This window comes from Bartonella elizabethae F9251 = ATCC 49927, from assembly GCF_000518165.1.
Classification (GTDB): domain Bacteria; phylum Pseudomonadota; class Alphaproteobacteria; order Rhizobiales; family Rhizobiaceae; genus Bartonella; species Bartonella elizabethae.
Genome location: NZ_JADB01000002.1, coordinates 298,298 through 323,754, shown reverse-complemented (window position 1 = coordinate 323,754; position 25,457 = coordinate 298,298). Strand labels below are relative to the sequence as shown.

At 38.2% G+C, this 25,457-nt stretch carries 4 protein-coding genes and 2 pseudogenes; all 6 read right to left on the bottom strand.

Annotated elements, in window-relative coordinates; genetic code table 11:
* Positions 1-6,125, bottom strand: a pseudogene (locus tag T429_RS10085) (hypothetical protein); the annotation flags it as partial.
* An 836-nt stretch (positions 6,126-6,961) separates the two neighbouring features.
* Complete coding sequence (locus tag T429_RS0103730) at positions 6,962-13,009, bottom strand: Vomp family autotransporter (protein WP_005774495.1); 6,048 nt, start codon at positions 13,007-13,009, stop codon at positions 6,962-6,964.
* Between the two features lie 535 nt (positions 13,010-13,544).
* Positions 13,545-14,678 carry a Vomp family autotransporter gene (locus tag T429_RS11330; protein WP_457911908.1) on the bottom strand — a complete coding sequence of 378 codons (1,134 nt, stop codon included), beginning with the start codon at positions 14,676-14,678 and terminating at the stop codon, positions 13,545-13,547.
* A gap of 201 nt (positions 14,679-14,879) precedes the next feature.
* Positions 14,880-16,712, bottom strand: a pseudogene (locus T429_RS11325) (Vomp family autotransporter); the annotation flags it as partial.
* On the bottom strand, positions 16,664-18,937 hold the full coding sequence (locus T429_RS10595; RefSeq protein ID WP_245257969.1) for a hypothetical protein: 2,274 nt from the start codon (positions 18,935-18,937) through the stop codon (positions 16,664-16,666). The pseudogene T429_RS11325 and the gene T429_RS10595, both read right to left, overlap by 49 nt.
* An 806-nt stretch (positions 18,938-19,743) precedes the next feature.
* Positions 19,744-25,101, bottom strand: coding sequence for a Vomp family autotransporter (locus tag T429_RS0103710; protein ID WP_005774989.1), 5,358 nt, complete (start codon positions 25,099-25,101; stop codon positions 19,744-19,746).
* Between the last annotated feature and the right edge of the window lie 356 nt (positions 25,102-25,457).

Genomic DNA, 25,457 nt, shown 5'->3' with positions numbered 1-25,457 from the left:
AAAGTTACACTCGTATAATCAATTTCATCTTTTTCTTTTTTATCATAATGAACAACCGCTGAATCATCTGATTGAAGATGATTAATCTGGTTGGTGATCTCATTGGTGATTGTGTTTTGAACATTCGTAATAGAAGTACTAACACCTTCAAAAGCTTCTGCTACATTCTGATAAGTCTTATCTTCTTTATCACCATTATCCTTAACTGTTTTAACCTTAAAGCTTGGTGCTTTCAAATTGCCTTCCTTATCATAACCAGCGCCACCACCAAAGTACTGTGCAACACTGCTACCCAAAGCATAAAGCTGTGAACCATTGACCGCTTCTGTTGATTTGGATGAAAGATCTCCTTCTTTAACTCCAGAAAGAACCCGTTCTGTACCATCAGTATTGGCAAAACTTACTTGCGTACCATTCGTTTCACCACCAACTGATATGACATGTGTCTTCTCATCTTGCTTAACTAGGCTGTCCCCTACAACTTGGTTAATTTTCTCATCCACCTCATTATGAATATTCGTGAATGATTGATTTACACCTTCAAAGGCGTCAGCTACAGTTTTATATTCTTGCTCTGTTGCTTTGCCACTATCATCGAATTTCTTAACCTTAAAGACAGGAGAACTCCACTTGCCTTTCTCATCATAACCTGCTCCACCGCCAAAATAGCTCGCTAACGTATTGCTCATAGAATAAAGCTGAGAACCATTTACCGCTTCTTTTGATTTGGATGAAAGATCTCCTTCTTTAACTCCAGAAAGGACACGCTCTATACCATCAGTATTGGCAAAACTTACTTGAGTACCATTCGTTTCACCACCAACCGATATGACATGTGTCTTCTCATCTTGCTTAACTAGGCTGTCCCCTACAACTTGGTTAATTTTCTCATCCACCTCATTATGAATATTCGTGAATGATTGATTTACACCTTCAAAGGCGTCAGCTACAGTTTTATATTCTTGCTCTGTTGCTTTGCCACTATCATCGAACTTCTTAACCTTAAAGACAGGAGAACTCCACTTGCCTTTCTCATCATAGCCTGCTCCACCGCCAAAATATTTTGCAAACTGATCCTGTAAGGAATAAAGCTGAGAACCATTAACCGCATCCGTGGAATCCACAGTCACGTCTCCAGCCTTAAGGTGTGTAATTTTGCGATCTGCCTTTTCATCACCTTCGCCATGCTGTGCACTAAAGGCTTTGTCAGTATTGCTCCACAATAAAGCATCACCTTGAACGTGTTGTGTAACATTTGTTATGTTTTCAGTCAGTTCGTTAAACTTGTTCGTTAGATTATTATTTACTTCATTGATGTTTGTATCAAGCTGAGCTTTGTTAACAGCTTCATTATCATTGACTGCTGCCTTAACACCTGAAAGAGTGCGATCTGCTTTATCTTTGTTGGCAATATTGATTGCACCACCCTCTTTTTCTGCACCTATCTTGATAAGACCTGTCTCATCCTGCTTGACAAGACTATCACTAATAATACTGGTGATTTGGTTATTCACCTCATTATGAACATCTGTAATAGAAGTGCTAATACCTGCAAATGCATCCGCTACATTATCATAGGCAATTTCTTCAACTTCATTACTATCCTTTTTAACTGTTTTGACTTTAAAGGTAGGCGCTTTCCAGTTGCCTTCTGTATCATAGCCGGCGCCACCACCAAAATAGGTCGCAAACTTTTCGTTCATCGAATAGAGTTGTTTGCCCGTTATGGCATCCGTTGAATCTTTTGAAATAGTTCCATCTAAAAGATGTGTAAGCTTACTATTTTTCTTTTCATCATCTTTGCCATGATCAGCAACAAAAGCATTAGCTTCTTTGCTCCATAATAAGGCATCGCCTTGAACTTGTTGCGTAATATTCGTTATGTTTTGAGTAAAATCGTTGAATTTATTCGTTATATCGTTGGTAATTTTGTTTTGAACATTCGTGATAGAAGTACCAACGCCTTCAAAAGCTTCCTCTACATTTTTATAAGCCTTATTTTCTTCCTTGCCATCATTAGTTACAGTTTTAACTGTAAAAGTTGGATCGATCCAACTGCCATCTTTATAACCAGCTCCACCGCCTAAGTAAGCAGCAACCTTATTATTTGTTTCGAAAAGCTGTGAACCATTAATAGCTTCTGTTGAAGCTGCAGAAATTTCTCCAGCAGCAAGAAATTTAACTTTACTATTCGTTTTTTGACCTTCTTTTTCATGCTGAGCGACAAAAGCATTGTCTTCATTGCTCCATAGCAAAGCATCGCCTTTAACTTCTTTGTTAATGTTGTCTACTTTTTTATTAAAGTCTTCAACAATGTTCGTCAGATGATTGTTTACATTTGTGAAATTTGCATCAATCCCTGCAAAGGCTGAACCAACATCATTATATGTCTTGTTTTCAACTTTCTTACCATCTTCACTGAAAGTTTGCAGCGTAAAGCTTGGAGCTGTCCAGTTTCCATCCTTATACTCAGCTCCACCACCTAAGTAAGTAGCAACCTTATTATTTGTCTCGAAAAGCTGTGAACCATTAATAGCTTCCGTCGAGTCTTTCGTAATATCTCCGGTAGCAAGGAATTTAATTTTGCTATTGGTTTTTTCTTCTTCGCCATGTTGCGCACTAAAGGCATTGGCATCCTTGCTCCACGATAAAGAATCCTGCGCAACACCTTCAGAGACTTCTTTAATACGTTGATTCACATGCTTGATATTCGTATCAAGAGCTGCAAAAGCTGTTCCAACACCATCAAGAGAACTTTCTGTTACGACTCCATCCTTGGCAATGTACGATAATTTATAAGTTGGACCTGTAAAGGCTCCATTGTTAAAAGCTGCATTTCCACCCAAGGATTTCGCTATATCTTCGCCGATTTTATTAATCTGCTTACCATTGATTGCATCGTGAGATTCTGAAGAAATCACACCATCAGCAATATTGTGAAGTGCTGTGAGGGTTTTATCTTTCCCACCAAACGTTACACTCGCATAATCAATGGCTCCATTCTTTTGTTTATCATAATGAACAACCGCTGAATCATCTGATTGAAGATGATTAATCTGGTTGGTTATTTCATTGGTAATTTTATTCTGAAAATTCGTGATAGACGTACCAACACCTTCAAAAGCAGCTGATACATTCTTATAAGTCTCTTCTTTTTCCTCACCCTCTCCGTTAACAGTTTTAATTTTAAATGTTGGAGATGTCCATTCACCATTCTCATAACGAGCATCGCCACCGAAAGACTGAGCAATCTTATCACCCAAAGTGTAAAGCTGTTTACCTGTAATGGCATCTGTTGAGTCAGAAGCAATATTACCATCTAAAAGATGTGTAATTTTACTATTGGTCTTTGCATCATCCTTACCATGAGCCGCAATAAAGGCATTCTCACTCTCACTCCATAACAAAGCATCACCTTGGACTTGTTGCGTAATATTCGTTATGTTTTGCGTAAAGTCATTGAACTTATTCGTGATGTCTTTACTGACATTTTCGATACCTTTATCAAACTGCCCCTTGTTGACAGCTTCATTATTTTTCACCGCATCCTTCACACCGGAAAGGGTTCGTGCTTCGTTTGCGTTGTTAGCAATATTGATTTCACCACCAGCTACTTCTTTACCAATCGTGATGTAATTTGTCTTTGGGTCTTTCTTAATAAGGCTATCACCTTGTACATTGGTAATCGCATTATTAATCTGGTTGGTCATTTCATTTTTTATATTCGTGAAAGCAGTACCAACACCTTCAAAAGCTGCGGCTACACTTGTATAATTTTGTTCATCTTCTGTACCATCAGCTTTAACGCGTTTAATTTTAAAGGTTGGATCGGTCCATACGCCATTCTCATAACGAGCATTACCACCAAAATAGGTCGCAACCTTATCACCTAAAGAATAAAGTTGATTACCCGTAATGGCATCTGTTGAACCAGACGCAATATTACCATCCAAAAGATGTGTAATCTTGCTATTGGCTTTTGCGCCCTCATTCTTGTGCTGCGCACTAAAGGCTTGATCATCTGCACTCCACAATAAGGAATCGCCTTTAACAGTGTTAATCGTATTATTAACCTCTTTGGTAATCTCATTTTTAACATTCGTAATAGACGTTCCAACCCCTGTTAAAGCTTCAGCTACGTTATGATAAGTTGCATTCTCTTCATTGCCTTCATCGGTAACAGTTTTCACTGTAAAAGTTGGATCGGTCCATTTGCCATCTTTATATCCAGCACCACCACCAAAGGACTTGGCTATATCTGTGGCAGCAGTTTGGAGATTACTGGAAACAGTATTTACACTTTGATTTGTCTCAAAAAGCTGTGAACCAGTGACAGCTTCTTTTGAATCTTTTGAGATGTCACCATTCTTTATACCCGTAAGCGTACGTGTTTCTTTGTTATTATTGGTAATATCAATTTTATCACCACCTGTATCTTTACCAATGGTGATGTGTTGTGTCACAGCATCCTGTTTTACAAAGCTATTGGATGCAATTTGCTTTTCGACTTCTTGAACTTGTTTTTCTACTTGTTCTTGAACTTCTTTTTTTGCTTTGTCTAATTGTCCAAAATTCACCGCATCGGTCGTATCCGTACCATTGGCTACATTTGTAATCCTTTTACTACCTGCATTAATACCAGCAGTAGTGATTTGCGGACCATCTGTAATTTTCAAGCCCGTAGCATCAAAAATGTTCTTCCCCGCTGTTACACTATCTAGTGTAATGTTCTTTGCTAAATCAAATTTTATGTTATTGTCTTTTTCGCCTTTGGTGATGCTAAGGTTGTTACTTCCTGTCGCAAAATCTACCGTATTGTCTATCCCCACAGCTTTAGCATTTTTACCGTCAACAGATAGTTTCCACCCTTTGTCTACGTACATTTTTAATGACTTTAGCTGCGCAACATTCACTGCATCAGTATTCGCACTACCTGCTGCGACTCCTCCAATTTGTCGTGTTTTGCCATTAGTAATATCACCAACACTCACGGCACCATAAGTACTTTTCCATGTAAAGGTCGTATCTGTCGCTACACCCTGTAAAAAAGGGCTATAACCTGCAACACCAGCTTCAACGGTCGCTATAGAATCAGCACCTAAAGCAACAGCGTGATCTGCTTTTGCTCTTGAATAAAATCCTATAGAAACTGCCTCTTTTTGCGTTGCGTATGCACGATGACCAACAGCCGTTGAACCATACTCCAAAGCTTTAGAAACAGCACCCAAAGCTGTTGAATAATCACCCTGAGCAGTGGTATAATCATTGTCCCCGTGTTCACTTTTTACATTATATTCGGAACCTAGTGCGGTGCTGCTTTTCCCCAAAGCATGCGCCATGCGACCTATAGCCAAGCTATCTTCTTTTGTCGCCTGCGCCTGATCACCCATAGTAATAGCAAATTTTCCTGTTGATTGTGCCTTATGACCAATAGCAACACTTATCTCCCCTGCTGCATTTGCCAGCCCACCTAAAGCAACAGAAGAATCTCCTTTTGCTTCCGATCCTACACCCACAGCAATGCTCACCTTTCCAGCAGCAAGCGACGCAACACCAAAGGCTAATGACCCTCCCGTAAGGGCCGTTGCATTTGCACCAAATGCTGTTGAATAACTCCCCTGTGCCGCAGATCCACAACCAGTGGCAAAAGAATAAACACCAAAAGCCTCAGGCATTATATTCGCATCACCACCAGTCAAACCTCCCATATAACCAATATTCCCACTGGTTTGCCCATTACCAGTCCAAACTAGTTGCTTATCGCTGTGACTATAAGGAGAAAAATTTCCAAACTTTACTTCTTCGAGAAATCTCCGATATTCTTCTTCTGCAGTTATTTTCTTCCCACCACGCTTAGTGGTTCCTCCCCGACCAATAACATTATCCGCACCGCAATAATCATCATCACCAGAAAGAACAATACTGCCATGACTGCCTTTAGGATAATTTACATTTGGATCATTTTGACTCAAAACCTTTGCTCCTGTTATCGCAAGATTCGAAGCAAATACAGGAGAAATATTTGATAAAAATGTAGTCGCTGTGGCTAATGAAAGCGCTTTCACAAAAGAAAAACGAAAAACTTTCAAAGTACGCGCTCTTTGTGTGGCATATAATTTTTTCATAACAAACTCTCCAATGAAAAAATCTGAAAACCCATCCAAAACATAAAAAAGACATATTTTTCTGTTAGCCATTCGCTCAGGTAAATTTGGAAATTGAGAGTGGCTCTTTGAATAAAGACGTTTTGAGTCTTTTGTCGTGTTTTGTGTGTGCTTTCTGTAACGAGATCTAAATGAGAAATTTTGGAAATATGTTTATAAGAACATAAAAAAGACACATTTAGACTCTAATAAAATATTGGGTTACGGTTTACTCTTTAGGCTTGGAAAAAGATCTTTGAGGGTTTTAAACATTAGAGCATTTTACTTATTAGGTGTTTGGTTACTTAATAAAGTTTTTAGCAATGTTTTTTTGTTGGTGCTATGTATCTTTATTAAGGAATGTTATTTCTTTCGTATTCAAGTAAATGAAAAGCTAAATATTTAAAAAAACCTTAAATTTCTTTAGAAATATGAAATTTTTCTAGCTAGGTTGTTGTTTTGTTAAATGGAGTGCGGCTATGTAAATTCTGTTTTTACAGTATTTACAGTTTATACACTACCTCTTCCCCCCTTTTGAATTATTATTTCGATCAAAATGAGTCTTACTAATATACTTTATGTTGCACTAACCCCTCTATAATAAAATAGCAACAAAAAAATAACAATTTTTATCGCTTTGAATATTTTTTACAGAAATATGTGATCTTTTTTCAACAATTTAAGTAAAAAATTTTAGAAAAATAATGAGAATTCATAAGTATGTTGCTCTATAAAGCTCATTCTAAAGCTAAAATACTCCTTATTCTTCATAAAAAAGTATAAATGCAGAACGCAGCAATAATCTTAACGACTTTCTATCAATTCAATTTTACTCTTAAACCCGCTCCTATGCCCCAATGCCTACCAGAACTCGTAGCGGATATATTAGAACGAATTCTGCCATTTTCAGACATATAACCTGCTCCAACAGCAAAAGCTGATTGATTGCGCCATGTCCCCGTTCCTATCGATAAACTTAAAGAACCTGGCGTATCTTCATAACTCAAGTTCGATACCGCTAAACCTATCGCTGCTGCCTGTTTGGATTCTTTGTGAACTTCCTTAATTTCATACCTTAACGCTTCAAACTTTACATCTGTATAAGATTTTGTCTCATGAATAACATCGTCGACCGTGTTATTGACAATGTCCTTGAAACGCTCATTCGTATATTTCTTTGCATCAGAAAGAACGAGTTTCATCTGCTTATTCGTATAATCATGCAATTGACCTCCTGTAACAGCTTCTTTCGAACCGCTTTCAATGCGACCTTCCGCTACATTATCTATCAATACTGGATCACTCTCACTCATACCAACTAATGTTACTTTATTCGTTTTCTTGCCATCAGTCCCTTTATCATACTTAACAGCAATATCTGCCACACTAGCAATATCTTTTACTTGCTTATCAATCATATTGACATGGCTTTCAACCTCTTTAACTTTCTTATTCGTCTGCCAAAGTTGTCTGCCATTAACAGCTTCTTTCGAGCTTTCTGATATTTCACCATCCGCTACATGCTTAATTTTACTGTCTTGACCTTTATGACGCGCGTCAAAAGCTTTTTCTGTCTCACTCCAATTTAAACCACTCGAGAAAGTACTCTGTTCAACATCATGAATACGATTGTTGATTTTTGTCATGCTTTCGTTAACAGCTTCAAATGCAGAGGCAACATTGGTATAGTTCTCCTTTTTGCTTAACACACCAGCAGCAGTAAATTGTGCAACCTTAAAGCCTGGTGCTAACCATTTTCCATCCTTGTATCCCGCATCCCCACTAAAATATCTAGAAAGTACATTGATTACCGAATAAAGCTGAGAACCATTGATCGCTTCCGTGGATTCTACTGTAAGAAGCCCTGCCTTTACACCAGAAATACTACGCACACCGCTCGCATTGTTTGCAATACTGATTTCATTCCCGTCTTTTTCTCCACCAATCGTAATAAGTTTTGTCTTTTCATGCTGCTTAACAAGATTCTCACTTTCTATTTTGCTAATCTCATGGGTAATTTTATTCTGAATATTTGTGAAAGAAGTGCTTAAACCTGATAAAGCATCCGAAACGGTTTTATAATCTTCTTGCGTTGCATTGCCTTTAATATCAAATTTGTTTATTGTAAAATTTGGAGCAGTCCAACTTCCCCCTTCATAGCTCGCTCCACCACCTAAAGAAGCAGAAAGCGCATTCCCCATTGAATAAAGCTGACTACCCGTGATTGCATCTCTAGAATCAGAAGAAATATTTCCATCTAGAAGACGCGTAATCTTGCTGTTCGTTTTTGCACTCCCCTCTCCATGATCAGCAACAAACGCTTTTTCATCCTTGTCCCATAATAAAGCATCGCCTTTAACTTGTTGCGTAATATTCGTGATGTTTTGATTAAGTTCTTTAAACTTATTCGTTAAATGATTATTGGTTTTCTGGATATTCGTATCAATACTAGCAAAGGCTTTGCCAATATCTTTAAACTCAACCTGCTTTGTCTCACCTTTTTCATTAACACTGGATAATGCATAAGTCGGTCCTGTAAAGGACCCATTGTTAAAAGATGCAGTGCCACCCAAGAATTTTGCTATATCTTCACCAATTTTATAAATCTGCCCCCCTGTAATTGCATCCGTAGAACCATACGCAATATTTCCATCTAAAAGATGCGTAACCTTGCTGTTTGTTTTTGCACTCCCTTCTCCATGATCAGCAACAAATGCTTTTTCACCCTTGTCCCATAATAAAGCATCGCCTTTAACTTGTTGCGTAATATTCGTGATGCTTTTGGTAAAGTCATTAAACTTATTCGTTATTTCGTTATTTGCTTCTTTAATACTTGTATCAAGCTGACCTTTGTTAACCGCTTCATTCTCTTTTGTTGCTGCCTTTACACCAGAAAGCGTCCGAGCTGCACCATTCTTGTTGATGATATTGATGACATCACCTTCATTCTTAGCACCAATGGTAATATTATTCGTTGCTTTCTCTTGCTGTACAAGATTCTCACTTTCTACTTTGTTAATCACATGATTAATCTGTTCAGTCACTTGTTTTTGAATATTTGTGAAAGAAGTGCCAACTCCAGATAAAGCGTCCGCTACATTCTGATAAGTCTTATTTTCTTCTTTACCTTCATCATTAACAGTTTTAAGCGTAAAAGTTGGATCGGTCCATTTGCCATCTTGATATTTAGCATTCACTCCAAAGGACTTTGCTATATTCGTGGCAACCGTTTGGAGATTAGTGGAAACAGCTGTCACACTCTGATTGGTTGTAAAAAGCTGCGAACCAGTAACTGCTTCGTTTGAATCTTTTGAAAGAGCACCATTCTTTATTCCCGTAAGAGTACGCTTTTCATTCTTGTTATTGGCAACATCAATTTTATCACCCTCTGTATCCTTACCAATAGTAATGTGTTTTGTCTGCAAATCTTGTTTTACAAAGCTACTAGCCGCTACTTGTTCTTTAACCTCTTTTACTTGGTCTTTGATCTCTTGCTTGACGCCTTTTAGCTGTGAAAAATTCACAGCATCAGCATCTGTCATACCATCCTTTATACCCGTAAGAATTCGATTTTCACTTTTTCTGTTGGCGATATTGATGACATTGCCTTCTACTTTTGCACCAATGGTAATATTATTTGTTGATTTCTCTTGCTGTACAAGATTCTCACTTTGTACAGTGGTAATTGCACGATCAATCCGGTTGGTAATCTCCTTGGTCATTTTATTTTGAACATTTGTAAAAGAAGTACCAACTCCTGTTAAAGCTTCCGCTACATTCGGATAAGTCTTATCTTCTTCCTTGCCTTCACCGTTAACAGTTTTGACCTTAAAGCTGGGTGCTTTCCAGTTTCCTTTTTCATCATAACCAGCACCTTTATCCAAATAGGTCGCAAGCGTATTGCTCGTAGAATAAAGCTGCTTACCGGTAATGGCATCTGTTGAATCTTTAGAAACAGCACCATCTAGAAGAAAGGTAATTTTACTGTTTTCTTCCGTTGTTTTGCTTTGTTCTTCTGCTTTCTTTTTATGACGCGCAGCAAATGCCTGCGCTTCATCGCTCCATAATAAAGCATCACCTGTAACTTGTTGCGTAATATTTGTTATGTTTTGATTAAGTTCACTGAACTTATGTGTTATATCATTGGTAACTTTATTCTGAACATTCGTGATAGACGTACCAACGCCTTCAAAAGCAGCAGCAACATCCGTATAAGCTTCATCTTTTTTATTGCCTTGATCGTCAACAGTTTGAACCTTAAATGTTGGTGCACTCCATTTGCCATCTTTATAACTAGCCCCACCCCCTAAGTAAGTAGAAACTTTATTATTTGTCTCAAAAAGCTGTGAACCGATAACGGCTTCATTTGAATCTTCTAAGAGCACACCAGCTTTTATGCCTGTAAGAGTACGGTTTTCCTTATTCTTGTTAGCAATATCAATTTTATCACCCTCTGTATCCTTACCAATAGTGATATGTTTTGTTTCAGCTTCTTGTTTCACAAAGCTACTGGCTACGACTTGTTGTTCGACTTCTTTTTCAATTTTCTGCAATTGTCCAAAATTCACAGCGTCAGTCGCTTCAGTGCCCTCTGCTAAGTTTGTTATTTTTTTATTGCCAGCATCAATACCAGCCGTCATTATTTTGGGACCATTCGTGATGACTAAACCCGTGGCATCAAAAACATTCTGCCCCGCTGTTACACTATCTAATGCAATGTTTTTTGCTAAATCAAATGTTACCTTCTTCTCTTCTGCATTGCTTGTAATGCTAAAATTTGTACTTCCAGTTGCTAAATTTAATTTGTCTCCAGCACCAATAGCTGTATTCTTATCACCAACAGAAAGCTCCCAACTTCCTTGTCTTGTAATCAGTCCTCTTAAGGATTTTAACTGTGCAACGTTTACGGCATCAGTATCATTCGTGCCAGCTGCGACACCTACAATCTGCCGTGTTGAGGTAATTTTACGAGTATTACGATTTTCAACACCAATACCGAGAGCACCATATCCAGATTTCCATGCAGGTTCAGTTAATGTTGAGGTTTGTCCAGTTTTAGGATCATAGCCAGAAATTCCTTCTTTGACGCTCGTAACAGTGCTGGAACCTAAAGCAATAGCTCCCTTAGCATTAGGTTGCACTTTTGCAAAATAACCAATAGCAATTGCCTCATCAGCACCACTATCAACGTAAGAGGTTGTGCCTATGGCTATTGCAAAATCGGAGTTTGCTATTGGACCTTGGAAGACAACAGCACCATCACCACGCTTTTCCTCCCAGTGTGCTCCTATCACAACACTTCCTCTTTTGGTCCAGCTATCAGGCACACCTAGTCTTACTTTGTTCTTAGACCATTCAGAAAGATTGTCTCTAGACACAGATACAGCTTTTTTTAACTGGGAAAAATTTACAGCGTCGGTATCATCTGTACCATCGACTACATTTGTAATCTTTTTACTGCCTGCATTAATACCAGCAGTGGTGATTTGGGGACCATTAGCAATTTTTAAGCCTGTAGCATCAAAAATGTTCTGTCCTGCTTTTACACTCTCCAGTGTAATGTTCTTTGTTAAATCAAATGTTACCTTATTGTCTTTTTCGCCTTTGGTGATGCTAAGGTTGTTACTTCCTGTTGCGAAATCTATCGATCCATCTATCCCCACAACTTTAGTATTTTTACCGTCAACAGATAGTTTCCAGCCTTTATCTACGTAGGCTTGTAATGACTTTAACTGCGCAATATTCACTGCATCAGTATCTTGAGTACCAGCAGCTACACCTCCAATTTGCCGTGTATTTTTACTAGCAAGATCACCAACACTCACGGCACCGTAAGTACTTTTCCATGCAAAAGTTGTATCTGTCGCTGCTTTATGTAGAAGAGGATCATAGCCTAGAACACCAGCAGCAACGTTTGCTATAGAATCAGCACCTAAAGCAACTGCATGATCTGTTTTTGCTCTTGAATAAAAACCTATAGAAACAGCGTCTTTTTCCGTTGCATATGCACGATGACCAACGGCCGTTGTACCATATTCTAGAGCTTTAGAAACAGAACCCAAAGCTGTTGAATAATCACCCTTGGCGGTTGTATAGTCATTCTGATTCTTTTCATTATATTCAGAGCCTAGTGCAGTGCTGCTTTTCCCCAAAGCATGCGCCATATGACCTATAGCAATACTATCTTCTTTTGTGGCTTCTGCCTGATCTCCCATAGTAATGGCGAATTTTCCTGTTGCTTGAGCCTTATGACCAATAGCAACACTTTCCTGCCCTGCTGCATTCGCTCCTTGCCCCAAATTAGTAGCATTTGATCCACCTCTTGCGCTTACAAACGTCCTTCCACCCACTTGTATTGGATATCTCTCCTCTGATGAACTAGGTGTATTTAAGAGAGCTATGCCATTTCCATGATTATCATCAACCGAAGACTCTAATTTTTTTTGTGTAGAACTGCTATCTTTGTCCAAAACATTCACAGCAGTCTTCCCTTTTTCAGAAAGCATAGTGATTAAAAAATCCACGTAACTACTAGACGTACTCACGCTTGACATTATGGCTGTAGTGAGCACTGTTAAATAACTTGATTTTGATAAACTTATATCGTCAAAGAAACCCGTATGAGGGTTATAAAGATTATAATCAGAAAAGACGTTTCTATTGTTTTTTTGAGAATAAACCGCTGTTGCCTTCTCTAGAACTTGAAGAAGCTGTTCTGTTCTATCAAAATTTTTTGCATAAACGGGGGAAGTATTTGATAAAAATGCAACGATTATGGTGCCCAACAAAAGCTTTTTAAACAAATGTCGAGAGAAATGCCTGTAATCCCAATCATTCCTCTTTGATATGATAGATAATTCTTTCATCACAAGTGCCCTAATGAAAAAAAATCAAATCAATCATATTTATGACATAAAAAGGACATATTTCAATTTATATTTTTTATTGAATTATCTTTTAAAAACTGCTGGGAGAGTTTTTTTGCATGAAACTAATTTAAAAACGAAGGTTTTTGGCAGTTTTATTTTTGCAGCGATGTATTATTTGGATAATAGCTTTATTTAGATAAATGTACACAAGCATATTTTCTTATTAGGTTAATGAGTTTTACCTATAAAGTAGTTAACATATTGATTTTATGCTCTTTTGAATTGCTTTTTCGTGAAAAGTAGAAACATTTAGTATGTGGTAATCTGCATTCGTTATTAAATTATAAATTGAGATTAAAACAGTGCTTTAGCATTAATGGTACATTTTATTTCATTACTTATCTGCTTTGCATGTTTTTCTTTAAAAATCTCATTTGTTTACTTTATTGATTTCTTCTTAAAATAAACTTTCGCCCTTGTCCTCATTTAAGACAAGAGCGAAAGTATTTTACTCAATGTATTCTGTTGATTATTAATTCAATGTCATATTAAATCCCGCACCTACACCCCAGTGACCACCAGAATTGGTAACAGATACATTAGACAGAACAGATCCACTTTCAGATGTATAACCAGCACCAAAGGCAAATGCAGATTTGTTACGCCATAAGCCGGTACCAAATCCAACACTTAATTTTCCAGGTGTTTCATTATAGCGTAAGTTCGCCACTGCTATACCAATAGCCGCTGCTTGTCTTGCTTCTTTTCGCACACCCTCAATGCTGTAGTTTAAAGCATCAAACTTCATATCCGTATAAGATTTCGCTTCATTAATAACATCACCCATTTGGTGATTGATAATGTCATTGAAACGCTCATTCGTATATTCTTTTGCCTTATCAAGGACTACATCTATCTTCTGGTTTGTCTCCCAGAGTTGGCTACCATTAACAGCTTCTTTTGAATCTTTGGATAAATCACCTGCCGCTACATTGTCTAACACTACCGGATCACTTTCACTCACACCAGCGAATGTAACTTTATTGATCTTATCACCCTTTTCATTTTTATCATACTTAACTGCATCATTCGTAACCGTATTTTCAATATTTTTTATCTGTTGATCAATATTATCTACACGGTTTTCAACCTTGCTAACCCTATTATTTGTCTCAAAAAGTTGGCTACCATTAACAGCTTCTTTTGAATCTTTGGATACGTCACCATTCTCTACATACTTAATCTTACTTGGTGTTCCATTGTGACGAGCGTCATAGGCTTTTTCTTCTTCGTTCCAATGTAAACCACTCGATGAGACATCCTTAGCAACATTATTAATACGCTCGTTGATACTAGACAGACTTCCATTAACACCTTCAAACGCATCCGCAACATTATCATAGCCAGTTTTATCCTTACCATTTCCATCATTCTTGAATTGTGAAACATAGAATGTGGGAGCTTTCCATTCACCATTCTGATAGCCCGCTCCACCACCAAAATAACCAGCTATTTGATTTTTCAGAGTATAAATTTGAGAACCATTTATAGCATCGGTTGATTCAGCAGTAATGTCTCCAGCCTTAAGGTGCATAATCTTGCTATCTGCTTTTTTATCACCTTCACCATGCTGAGCAACGAATGCCTTATCAGCCTCGCTCCACAATAAAGCATCACCTTTTGTTTTATTGATCTCATTAGTAATTTCATTGGTGATTTTATTCTGAATATTCGTGAAAGATGTACCAACAGCAGAAAGCGCTTTTTCTACAGTATCATAGCTTTCTTCACCTGCTGTACCATCCTCCTTAACTGTCTTAAGCGTAAAAGTAGGTGCTTTCCATTCGCCATTCTCATCATAACCAGCGCCACTACCAAAATATCCTGCAAGATTATTACTCATCGAATAAAGCTGAGAACCATTAACCGCATCCGTTGATTCAGCTGTAATGTCTCCATTTAAAAGGTACTTAAGCTTGCTCTTTGCTTTTTCTTCACCATGTTGAGCAACGAATGCCTTATCAGCCTCGCTCCACAATAAAGCATCACCCTGAACCTGTTGCGTAATATTCGTTATGCTTTGCGTAAAATCGTTGAACTTATTGGTGATGTCTTTACTGACATTTTCGATACCTTTATCAAGCTGACCTTTATTAACGGCCTCATTGCTGTTCTTTGCATCTGCCACACCAGAAATGATCCGACTTGCACCACTTGCGTTGGCAATATTGATTTCTGTGCCTTCTGTTTTAGCACCAATCGTGAGACGATTTGTTTCCTTATCCTGCTGAATAAAATTCTCACCCTCCACTTTGGTAATCGCATTATTAATCTGGTTGGTAATCTCATTGGTGATTTTATTCTGAACGTTTGTAATAGAACTACCAACACCACTCAAAGCCTCAGCTACATTATGATAAGTTTCATCTTTTTCCTCACCATCAGTGTTAACCGTTTTAAGTGTAAAAGTTGCTGCGGTCCATTTGCCATCTTTATATTCAGCTCCACCTCCAAATGACTTGGCTATATCCGTGGCAACAGTTTGGAGATTATTTGATACAGTTGCTACATTTTGATTTGTCGCAAAAAGTTGTGAGCCATTGATTGCATCTGTTGAATCTTCGGTAACGTCACCATTTGCAAGAAATTTGATCTTGCTATTCGTTTTTTCTTTACCATGCTGAGCAACAAATGCCCCATCACTCTCACTCCACAATAAGGTATCGCCTTGAACTTGTTGCGTAATATGCGTTATGTTTTGCGTAAAATCGTTGAACTTATTGGTGATGTCTTTACTGACGTTTTCGATACCTTTATCAAGCTGACCTTTGTTAACGGCATCATTATTGTTCTTTGCATCTTCCACACCAGAAATGATCCGATTTGCACCGCTTGTGTTGGTAATATCGATTTTATCGCCATCTGTATCCTTCCCAATGGTTATGTATCTCGTTTTATCATCTTGTTTTACAAAACTATTGGCAGCTACCTGTTCTTTGACATCTTTTTCCACTTTTTGCAGCTGTGCAAAATTCACCGCATCGGTTTCTGCAGTTCCAGCTTTCACACCAGAAAGAGTCCGAGCCCCACCAGTCTTATTGATAAGATCGATTCTCTCACCATCTGTATCCTTCCCAATAGTGATAGATCTCGTTTCATCATCCTGTTTCACGAAGCTATTGGCCGCGAGAGAAAGCAGTGAACCATTAATAGCTTCCGTCGAGTCTTTCGTAATATCTCCGGTAGCAAGGAATTTAATTTTGCTATTAGTTTTTTCTTCTTCGCCATGTTGCGCACTAAAGGCATTGGCATCCTTGCTCCACGATAAAGAATCCTGCGCAACACCTTCTGATACTTCTTTAATACGTTGATTCACATTCTTGATATTTGTATCAAGTCCTGCAAAAGCCGTTCCAACACCTTGATAAGAGCTCTTGGTTACTTTTCCATCTGTAGCAACGTAAGATAATTTATAGGTTGGCTCTGTAAAAGCTCCATCTTTAAAGGATGCTTCTCCACCCAAGAACTTAGCAATATCCTCACCGATTTTGTTAATCTGCTTACCATTGATTGCATCATGAGATTCTGAAGAAATCGCACCATCAGCAATATTGTGAAGCGCTGTGAGGGTCTTCTCTTTCCCACCAAAAGTTACACTCGCATAATCAATGGCTCCATTCTTTTGTTTATCATAATGCACAACTGCTGAATCATCTGACTGAAGATCCTTAGAAAGACCTTTACTTCATTGATGTTTGTATCAAGCTGAGCTTTGTTAACAGCTTCATTATCATTGACTGCTGCCTTAACACCTGAAAGGGTACGTGCCTCATCCATGTTGTTGGCAATATTAATTTCATCGCCTACTACTTCTTTACCAATGGTAATATGTTTCGTTACAGGATCTTGTTTCACAAAACTATTGGCCGCCACTTGCTTTTCGACTTCTTGAACCTGTTTTTGTATTTGTTCTTGGACTTCTTGCTTGGTTTTATTTAATTGTCCAAAATTCACTGCATCGGTCTCGTTAGTAGCCTCTAATATTCCTGTGATCTTTTTACCACCAGCATGAATACCATCAGTCGTTATTTGAGGACCATTCGCAATTTTCAAGCCCGTTGCATCTAAAGTATTCGTACCAGTCGTTACGCTACCCAGCGTAATGTCCTTTGCGAGATCAAATTTTACCTTATTGTCACCCTCACCTTTGGTAATTTCAAAATTTTTACTTCCAGCTGCAAAATCTACCGTATCCTTTATCCCTACAGCTTTAGCATTTTTACCGTCAACAGACAGTTTCCAGCCTTTATCTACGTAGTCTCGTAAAGATTTCAACTGTGCAACATTCACCGCATCAGTATCTTGAAGACCAGCGGCTACCCCCGTAATTTGCCGGGAAAGTTTATTAGTATTATCACCAACACTAACGACACCTAACCCAGAACCTCGCCACTCATAAGTCATTTTAGCTGTTTGACCTCCTGTAAAAGGCTCATAACCAGCAGTACCAACAACATCCGCCACAGAATACGCTCCTAGAGCAATTCCTCCATTCACCGTTGCTTGCGAGTTCAACCCCCAAGCTACAGCAGCAGAAGCAGATGCAGATGCCCCAGAGCCTATAGCAACTGAAGATTCCCCATCAGCGATAGCATCTTTGAAATCATTGTTAGCCGTGTTAATTTTCAAACCTTTTATAGCCGCTGCTGCTTGCATTGCTTTTAGCTGTGCAAAATTCACAGCGTCAGTATCTGCACTCCCATCTGCGACGCCTGTTATCTTTTTACCACCAGCATGAATACCATCAGTCGTTATTTGAGGTCCATTCGCAATGACTAAACCCATTGCATTTAAGGTATTCGCACCTGCCATTACGCTCTCCAGCGTAATATTTTTTGCGAGATCAAATTTTATGTTATTGTCTTTTTCGCCTTTGGTAATTTCAAGATTTTTACTTCCAGCTGCAAAATCTACCGTATCATTTATCGCCACAGCTTTAGTATTTTTACCATTAACAGATAGATTCCAGCCCTTATCTACATAGGTTTGCAATGACTTCAACTGCGCAATATTGACTGCATCAGTCTCTTCTGTACCTGCTGCTATGCCCCCAATTTGCCGTGTTCTACCTTGCTTAATATCACCAACACTAACAGCACCTTGTGTACTTTTCCATACAAAATCAGCACCTTCTCCCTTCTTCCCAAGAGGACTATACCCTTCAACACCCGCTACAACATCCGCTATAGAATTCGCTCCTATAGCAATACTTCCCTCTGCCTGTGCTTTCGAATAAAATCCTATAGAAATAGCGTTTTTTGCCTCTGCATATGCACGATGACCAACGGCAGTTGTACCATACTCCAAAGCCCTAGCAACAGCACCCAAAGCTGTTGAATAATCACCCTTTGCAGTGGTATAATCATCTTCTCCGTGAATGCTCTTTTCATTATATTCACCACCCAATGCGGTACTGCTTTCCCCTATAGCATGAGCCATATAACCTACAGCAGTACTCCATTTTTTTTCCGCTATCGCTCCTCCACCCAAAGTAGTATTTGTGTCTGCACGTTGTAATCCGGCATTATTCTCCGTTATTGTAGTTGTATCATTACGCGAGGCATCAGATACACTAACGATTGCTGTATTCTCATCATTCTGTGCAACCTGTTGGGAAGACATACTATTACGAAGCCCCAAATAACTGGGCACTTCATCATAAACAGAAATAACACTTTGGGGATATGCCACAGCAACAGTTTTTATATCTGTAGAATCCCCTTCTCTTGAATCAAGATTTTTTGCCAATACAGGAGAAACACTCGACAAAAGTGCAGCGATTGAAGTCAATGATAAAACTTTAATAAAAGGAAAACGAGAAAATTTTAAATCACTCCCCGCTAATTTTGTATATAATTTGTTCATAACAAATTCCCCAATGAAAAAAATTTAACTGTAAACACAAAAAAAGGCACACTTAAACGCCATGTAGGTGTCTGGATCTAGTTTTTTCTAACATCAAAATTTATGTGATTAAAAAAATAGAAAAATTGCGTATTTAGGTGTCATAGTGAATCTCCCCGCTTTTTGTGTTACTCTGAGAAAATAAGGTCTATACTTTTGCAGATTAGTTAATATTTTTTTAATTTCTAGAATGTTTGGTTGTTTTTTGCAAGGGTAATATTATTTTTCTAGCTTTTCGTTTATCACTTTTATTCATAAAGAAAGTGCTAATATCTTGAAGAGAAAGGGGCGTTTTTCTTTTTAACAAAGTGTTAAGCAGAGATATTTTTTGTGTAAAATAAGTGAATAAAGTCTACGACTTTTCTTCAAAAATGCGTAAAGAGGGGTATTTTTAGCTTCATTGTTATCCTTGAAAATAATCTCTTAACAGGCTCTAACAAATGACGAAAGTAGACATGGCTTAAGTTACCGCAGACTCATTAGCATATCATTTTTATCACCTCTCCCGTTAAACTCAATCTGTTTTTACCGGAAGGTGAATCGTAAATTTACAGTTTTGTAAAGAGTCAGACTAATTCATCGTTTCTTTTGAAAAAGGTGCAGACTTTGCCAAAATCGTAAAATTTTTTTCTGTTTTTAAAACCTGTCCGTTATCATTATATCCCTTAGCAATCTCTCTATGCATATCTTTTATAGACGTAAAAAGTAATTCACCCCTGCCTCATGAGACAAGGGTGAAAAGAATTTTTTATTTGGTTTGTTGATTATCAATTCAATGTCATATTGAATCCTGCACCTACACCCCAATGACCACCAGAAGTAGTAACAGATACATTAGACCGAATATTTCCATTCTCTGAGGTGTAACCTGCACCAAAGGCAAAAGCTGATTGACTGCGCCATAAACCAGTACCAAATCCAACGCTTAATTTTCCAGGTGTATCATTGTAGCGTAAGTTAGACACTGCTAAACCAATAGCTGCTGCTTGTCTTGCTTCTTTTTTCACATTTTCTATGCTGTAATTTAAAGCATCAAACTTCATATCGGTATAGTTTTTGGATTTATCAACAGCTTCGTCAATCGCATCAATTCTAATATTATTGATCTTTTGATCCGTATACTGCTTAGATTCATCAAGAACAATCTTCATCTGCTCTTGGGTATAGTCATGGAGTTGACCACCATTTACAGCTTCTTTTGATCCTTTCTCAATTTTACCATCAGCAACATTATCAATCACAACAGGTTCACTGGCATCCCCCCCCGCTAATGTGATTTTATTGGTCTTGTTGCCGTTTTCATCTCTGTCATAGCGAACAGCATCCTCAGCAATATCGTTAACCTTATTATCAATATTATCAACTTTGATATTAATATTGTTAACTGTATCCCCAATATCCTCAATGGTATTGGAAATGTTATCAACTTTTTTGTCGATGATCTCAACATGATTTTCAACATCCGTAACACGATTTTCAACCTTTGCAACACGCTCATTGGTTTGCCAAAGTTGTCCACCGTTAACCGCATCTTTGGAACCTTTTTCAATTCTACCATCGGCTACATTGATAATCTTACTTGGTTTACCATCACGGCTAGCATCATAAGCGTTTTTATTACTATTCCACTTTAACGCATCGGAATCGACCTTGTTGATGACATCATCAATACGGTTATTAATATTCGACATCCCACTGTTAATACCACCAAAAGCTTCAGCAACTGTATTATAGCTATTTTCAATAGTTTTACCATTTACGTCAACTTGAACAATCTTGAAAGTAGGGGCTGTCCATTTGCCATTTTCATATTTCGCATCACCGCCAAAATAATTCGCAAGTTGGTTGCTTATAGAATAAAGTTGAGAACCATTTATAGCATCTGTTGAATTTTTAGAAATGTCACCATCCAAAAGATACTTCAATTTGCTCTTGGTCTTTTCTCCATTTTTTTCATGAAGTGCAACGAATGCTTCTTCATTATCATCCCACAGTAAAGCATCTTTTGAGATGCCCTTTATGCTTTTATCAAGTTGGGCTTTATTAACAGCTTCATCGTCATTTTCTGCTTCCCGCACGCGAGAAATCTTACGTGGTGCGTTACCATATCCTGCAATATTGATCTCAGTACCAGCTTTATCCTTACCAATCGTGATAAGTTGCTGTCCTTCATCCCATTTAACAAGACTGTTTTCTTTCATTTCAGAAATTTTATTATCAATATTTGTGATAGAAACATTCACACCCGTAAAAGCATCGGTAACATTATGATATGTCTCTCCATCAATAAGGAAGGCTGGTTTTATACCTTCATATACATCTGTACTGCCACCAAAATAGTTTGATATATTTTTAGCAATCTTGAAAATCTGAGAACCATTGACTGCTTCCGTTGATGTTCGAGAGATTTCACCATCTTTTACACCAAAAAGTGTTCGCTCCTCACCATTCATATTTTCAATACTGATTTCTGTCCCCCCTGTTTTCGCACCAATAGTGATAAGACCAAACTCTTCTTCTTGCTGAACTAAATTATTTTCTTTGATATTAGAGATTTGATTGTGAATATTCGTGAAAGTATTGTTCACATCCTCAAAAGCATCAGCAACGTTTTGATGAGGTTTCTTAGAAACAGTACCATTATCATTGATGTGATAGACTTGGAAAGTAGGGGCATGCCATTCTCCATTTTTGTCATATCCAGCACCACCACCGAAATAATTGGCAATGTCATTCATTGCATTTATAAAATGATGATTAACATTCCTGATATTTGTATCAAGCCCTGACAAAGCTGACCCAACATCATTATGTTCCTTTTGTTTTACTTCACCATTGGAATCAATAGTCGTTAAATTATATCTTGGTCTTTTAAAAACACCATTTTCGAACGAGGCCCCACCACCAAAATATTTTGCAATATCTCCAGATATTGCATTAATCTGGGACCCATTAACAGCTTCTTTTGAATCCTTTCCAAGGTCACCATCTTTCACACCCGCAATAGTCCGTTCCCCCTCAGTACCTTTAATATCAATTTTAGTACCACTTTTTTCCTTACCAATAGTAATAAGTCCTTCCCCCTCATCCCATTTAACAAGGCTACTTTCAGTTACATTATTAATCTGCGTATAAATATCCGTGATATAATCATCAAGTCCTCCGAAAGCATCAGTAACATTATGATATTCGTTATCTTGAATAGTAAAAGTTGGCTTGAAACCATCGATCACATCTGTCTCGCCACCAAAATATTCTGATATATTAGCAGCATAATTGAAAAGCTGATGACCATTTATTGCTTCTGTTGAATCAGCACTGACTTTTCCAACTGCAACACCAGAAATAATTCGATTTTCGTCTTCATTATTCGCAACATTGATTTCTATACCATCTTTTTCTCCACCAATGGTGATAAGATTTTGTCTTTCATCCCATTTAACAAGGCTATCGCTAGCTATCTGGTCTTTCATTTCTTTCAACTGTGAAAAATTTACAGCATCAGTATTGCCTTCTCCCTTAGCTACTCCTGTAATCTTTTTATCACCAGCATTAATGCCATTTACAGTTATTTTGGGACCAGCATCAACAAATCCAAAGCCACTACCGTCCATAATGCTGTTGCCTGTCGTGACATTCGTCAATTTAAGCTTATCATTCAAAGTAAATGTGACTTTATTTTCATTACTTTTTTCAATTGTAATATTTTTGTGACCACCATCACCTTCAGCAGTAACAAGATCTACTGTACTACCAGCTTTAACACCTGTAGGATTTTTCCCATCAACAGAAAGTTGCCAGCCATTTTCTGCAAGTGTTTTTATCTCTGTCAACTGTTTATAATTTACAGCATCGTTAGGCTCAGCTCCATCTGCTACTTTTGTAATTTTTTTATTACCAGCCTCAATACCATTTAAAGTTATTTTAGGCCCATCACCATCAACAAATGAAAAGCCCTGATCATTCATAAGGCTATTGCCTGTCGTAACACTCGTCAACTTAAGATTATCATTCAAAGCAAATGTGACTTCATTTCCATTACTTTTTTCAATTGTGATATTTTTGTAACCCCCATCACCTTCAGCGGCAACAAGATCTACTGTACTCCCAACTTTAACGTCTGTAGCATTATTGCCATCAACAGAAAGTTTCCAGCTTCCCCCATTCTTTTCTACATATTTTTTCAGCTGCCCAAAATTCACTGCATCGGTATCTTGTTCTCCTGTTGCTACCCCTGTAATCGTTTTATCACCAGCATAAATGCCATTAACAGTTATGCTCGGCCCCTCAGTACCATCATCACCTTCAAACCGAAAGCCCGAAGCATCCATAATGCTTTCTCCTGCTGTGACAGACTCTACATTAATATTATTAGCTAAATCAAAAGAGACGTTTTGCCCATTTGTATTTGCAATTTTTATGTTTTTCTGACCAGTATAATTATTCGAAACAGCAAAAAAACGGACTGTGCTGCCTGCAGTAATATCTGTAGCTTTTCCATCTTCAACAGAAAGCTTCCAGCCGCCCCCTTTAATTCCTTCTGTAAATTTTTTCAACTGCTCAAAATTCACTGCATCAGTATCGTTTTCTGCTTCAGCCACATTTGTAATCTTTTTATTACCAGCATCAATACCTTCCTGAGTCATACTTGGACCATTTTGACCATTAACAAAAAAGCCATCCAGAACCATTTTGGGTCCATCATTCCCAATAATAAAGCCATCATCACTCATAGAGCTTTGACCTGTGGTGACTTTTGTTAACTTAAGCTCATCAGCCAAAGTAAATTGAATTTTATGATTATCGTTTTCATTGCTTTTTGTAATTTTTAAGTTATCTGGTCCTACGTTACTCTTTATCACTGAAAAATCTACGGTATTGCCTACATTAACATCTGTAGGACCTGTGTTGTTAGCAGAAATTTTCCACCCCCCTCCTCCTCCTTTTCCTATGATACCTCTTAGAGCTTTTAACTGTGCGACATTTACCGCATCGGTATCTTCTTTACCAGCAGCCACACCGGTAATTTGCCGTGTTAATTCACCTTTGCCATCATTACCATCAGCGTTTACTTCACCAATACTAAAAACACCTGCCGTACTTTTCCATGCAAGACCGCTTTTTTCGCTCGAGACTGTATCTGTTGCAGGATCATAAGCCTCGGCACCTTTTTCTCTTCTAGAAACAGAGCCACCACCTATAGCAACACCATCCTTAGAAAATACTTGCGCATTTACACCAAGGGCAACCGAATCTTCCGTTTTAGCATAAGCAAACGTACCTATAGCAATCGAATTTTCTGCCTCCGCTAATACTTCTCTGTTAGGTTTATTTTCTTCAGTTCTGTTAGAGCGCCTGCTACCTATTGCAATAGAACCTGAAGCTCGAGCTTCAGCATCTGTACCTATAGCAATCGCATAACTCTGTGCCGCCTTTACTTTAGTCCCCAAAGCAATACTATTTTCACCTAATGCATTTGCAAGCCCTCCAATGGCAACCGCAGACTTTCCCGCCGCTTCTGAGCCTACACCCATAGCAACGCTTGCTATACCCCCTGCAAGCGCAGAAACACCAAAAGCTTGCGCCCCTCCAGCTTTTGCGGTTGCGCCTGCACCAAATACCGTGGAATAATTTCCTGTTGCCGCAGAACCACAGCCCGTTGCAAAAGAATAAACGCCATAAGCTTCAGGCATAGCATTTTGAAACCCATTAGTGTTTGTTCCCATATAAGTAGCATCGTTGGTCAGAATCCCTTCACTTTGCCAAATAACCTTTTGAGTGGTTGTGCCATAAGGCTGACGACCATTAAAAACTTTCTCGCCAATAAATCTTTCATATTGGTCCTCTGCAGATATTCGTTGACTATCAGTAATACCCTTTTGTTGTTTGCCACCACGACCGATAACGTTGTCTGCACCACAGTAGTCATCATCACCAGATAAAACAACACTACCATGGCTACCATGTGCATATGAAACGCCGCCAAGATTTGTACTTAAATTATTTGCCCCCGTTATCGCGAGATTGGCAGCGAAAACAGGGGAAACACTAGACAAGAGTGTCGCCATTGCCGCGCTGAGCGAGACAGCTTTAATTAAATTTGGTGTGGAATATTTTTTTTTCATAAGAACCTCCTCCAACAGAGCTCAACATCATTACAACGCGCAAAAAACCTCATGGCAAAACCCTCGTTTGCGCACCTCAAAAAAACAATAAATCAATATAAAACTCCCCCTCTGATACCGATATTCACCCAGCATCAGCCTAAAATCTTTGCAACAACATCGAATCTAGAAAAGTCCCCAACCCTTTTAGCTAGAGGGATTCAAGCTAAAAAATAAATAAAAACACAAGACTTTGAAAATATACCTTTATCTCCATTCAAAAACACTGCGATTTATCTCTTAACAAAAATATAGTTTCACTAAAGAGCAATTCCACCTTTCAGATAAAGCGCAGCAGCAGAATGGCAAGAGTGTAA

What these genes read in the sequence shown, in the direction of transcription:
- T429_RS0103730 (WP_005774495.1), bottom strand. Translation starts at nt 13,009, where the DNA reads ATGAAAGAATTATCTATCATATCAAAGAGGAATGATTGGGATTACAGG.
- T429_RS10595 (WP_245257969.1), bottom strand. Translation starts at nt 18,937, where the DNA reads ATGAACAAATTATATACAAAATTAGCGGGGAGTGATTTAAAATTTTCT.
- T429_RS0103710 (WP_005774989.1), bottom strand. Translation starts at nt 25,101, where the DNA reads ATGAAAAAAAAATATTCCACACCAAATTTAATTAAAGCTGTCTCGCTC.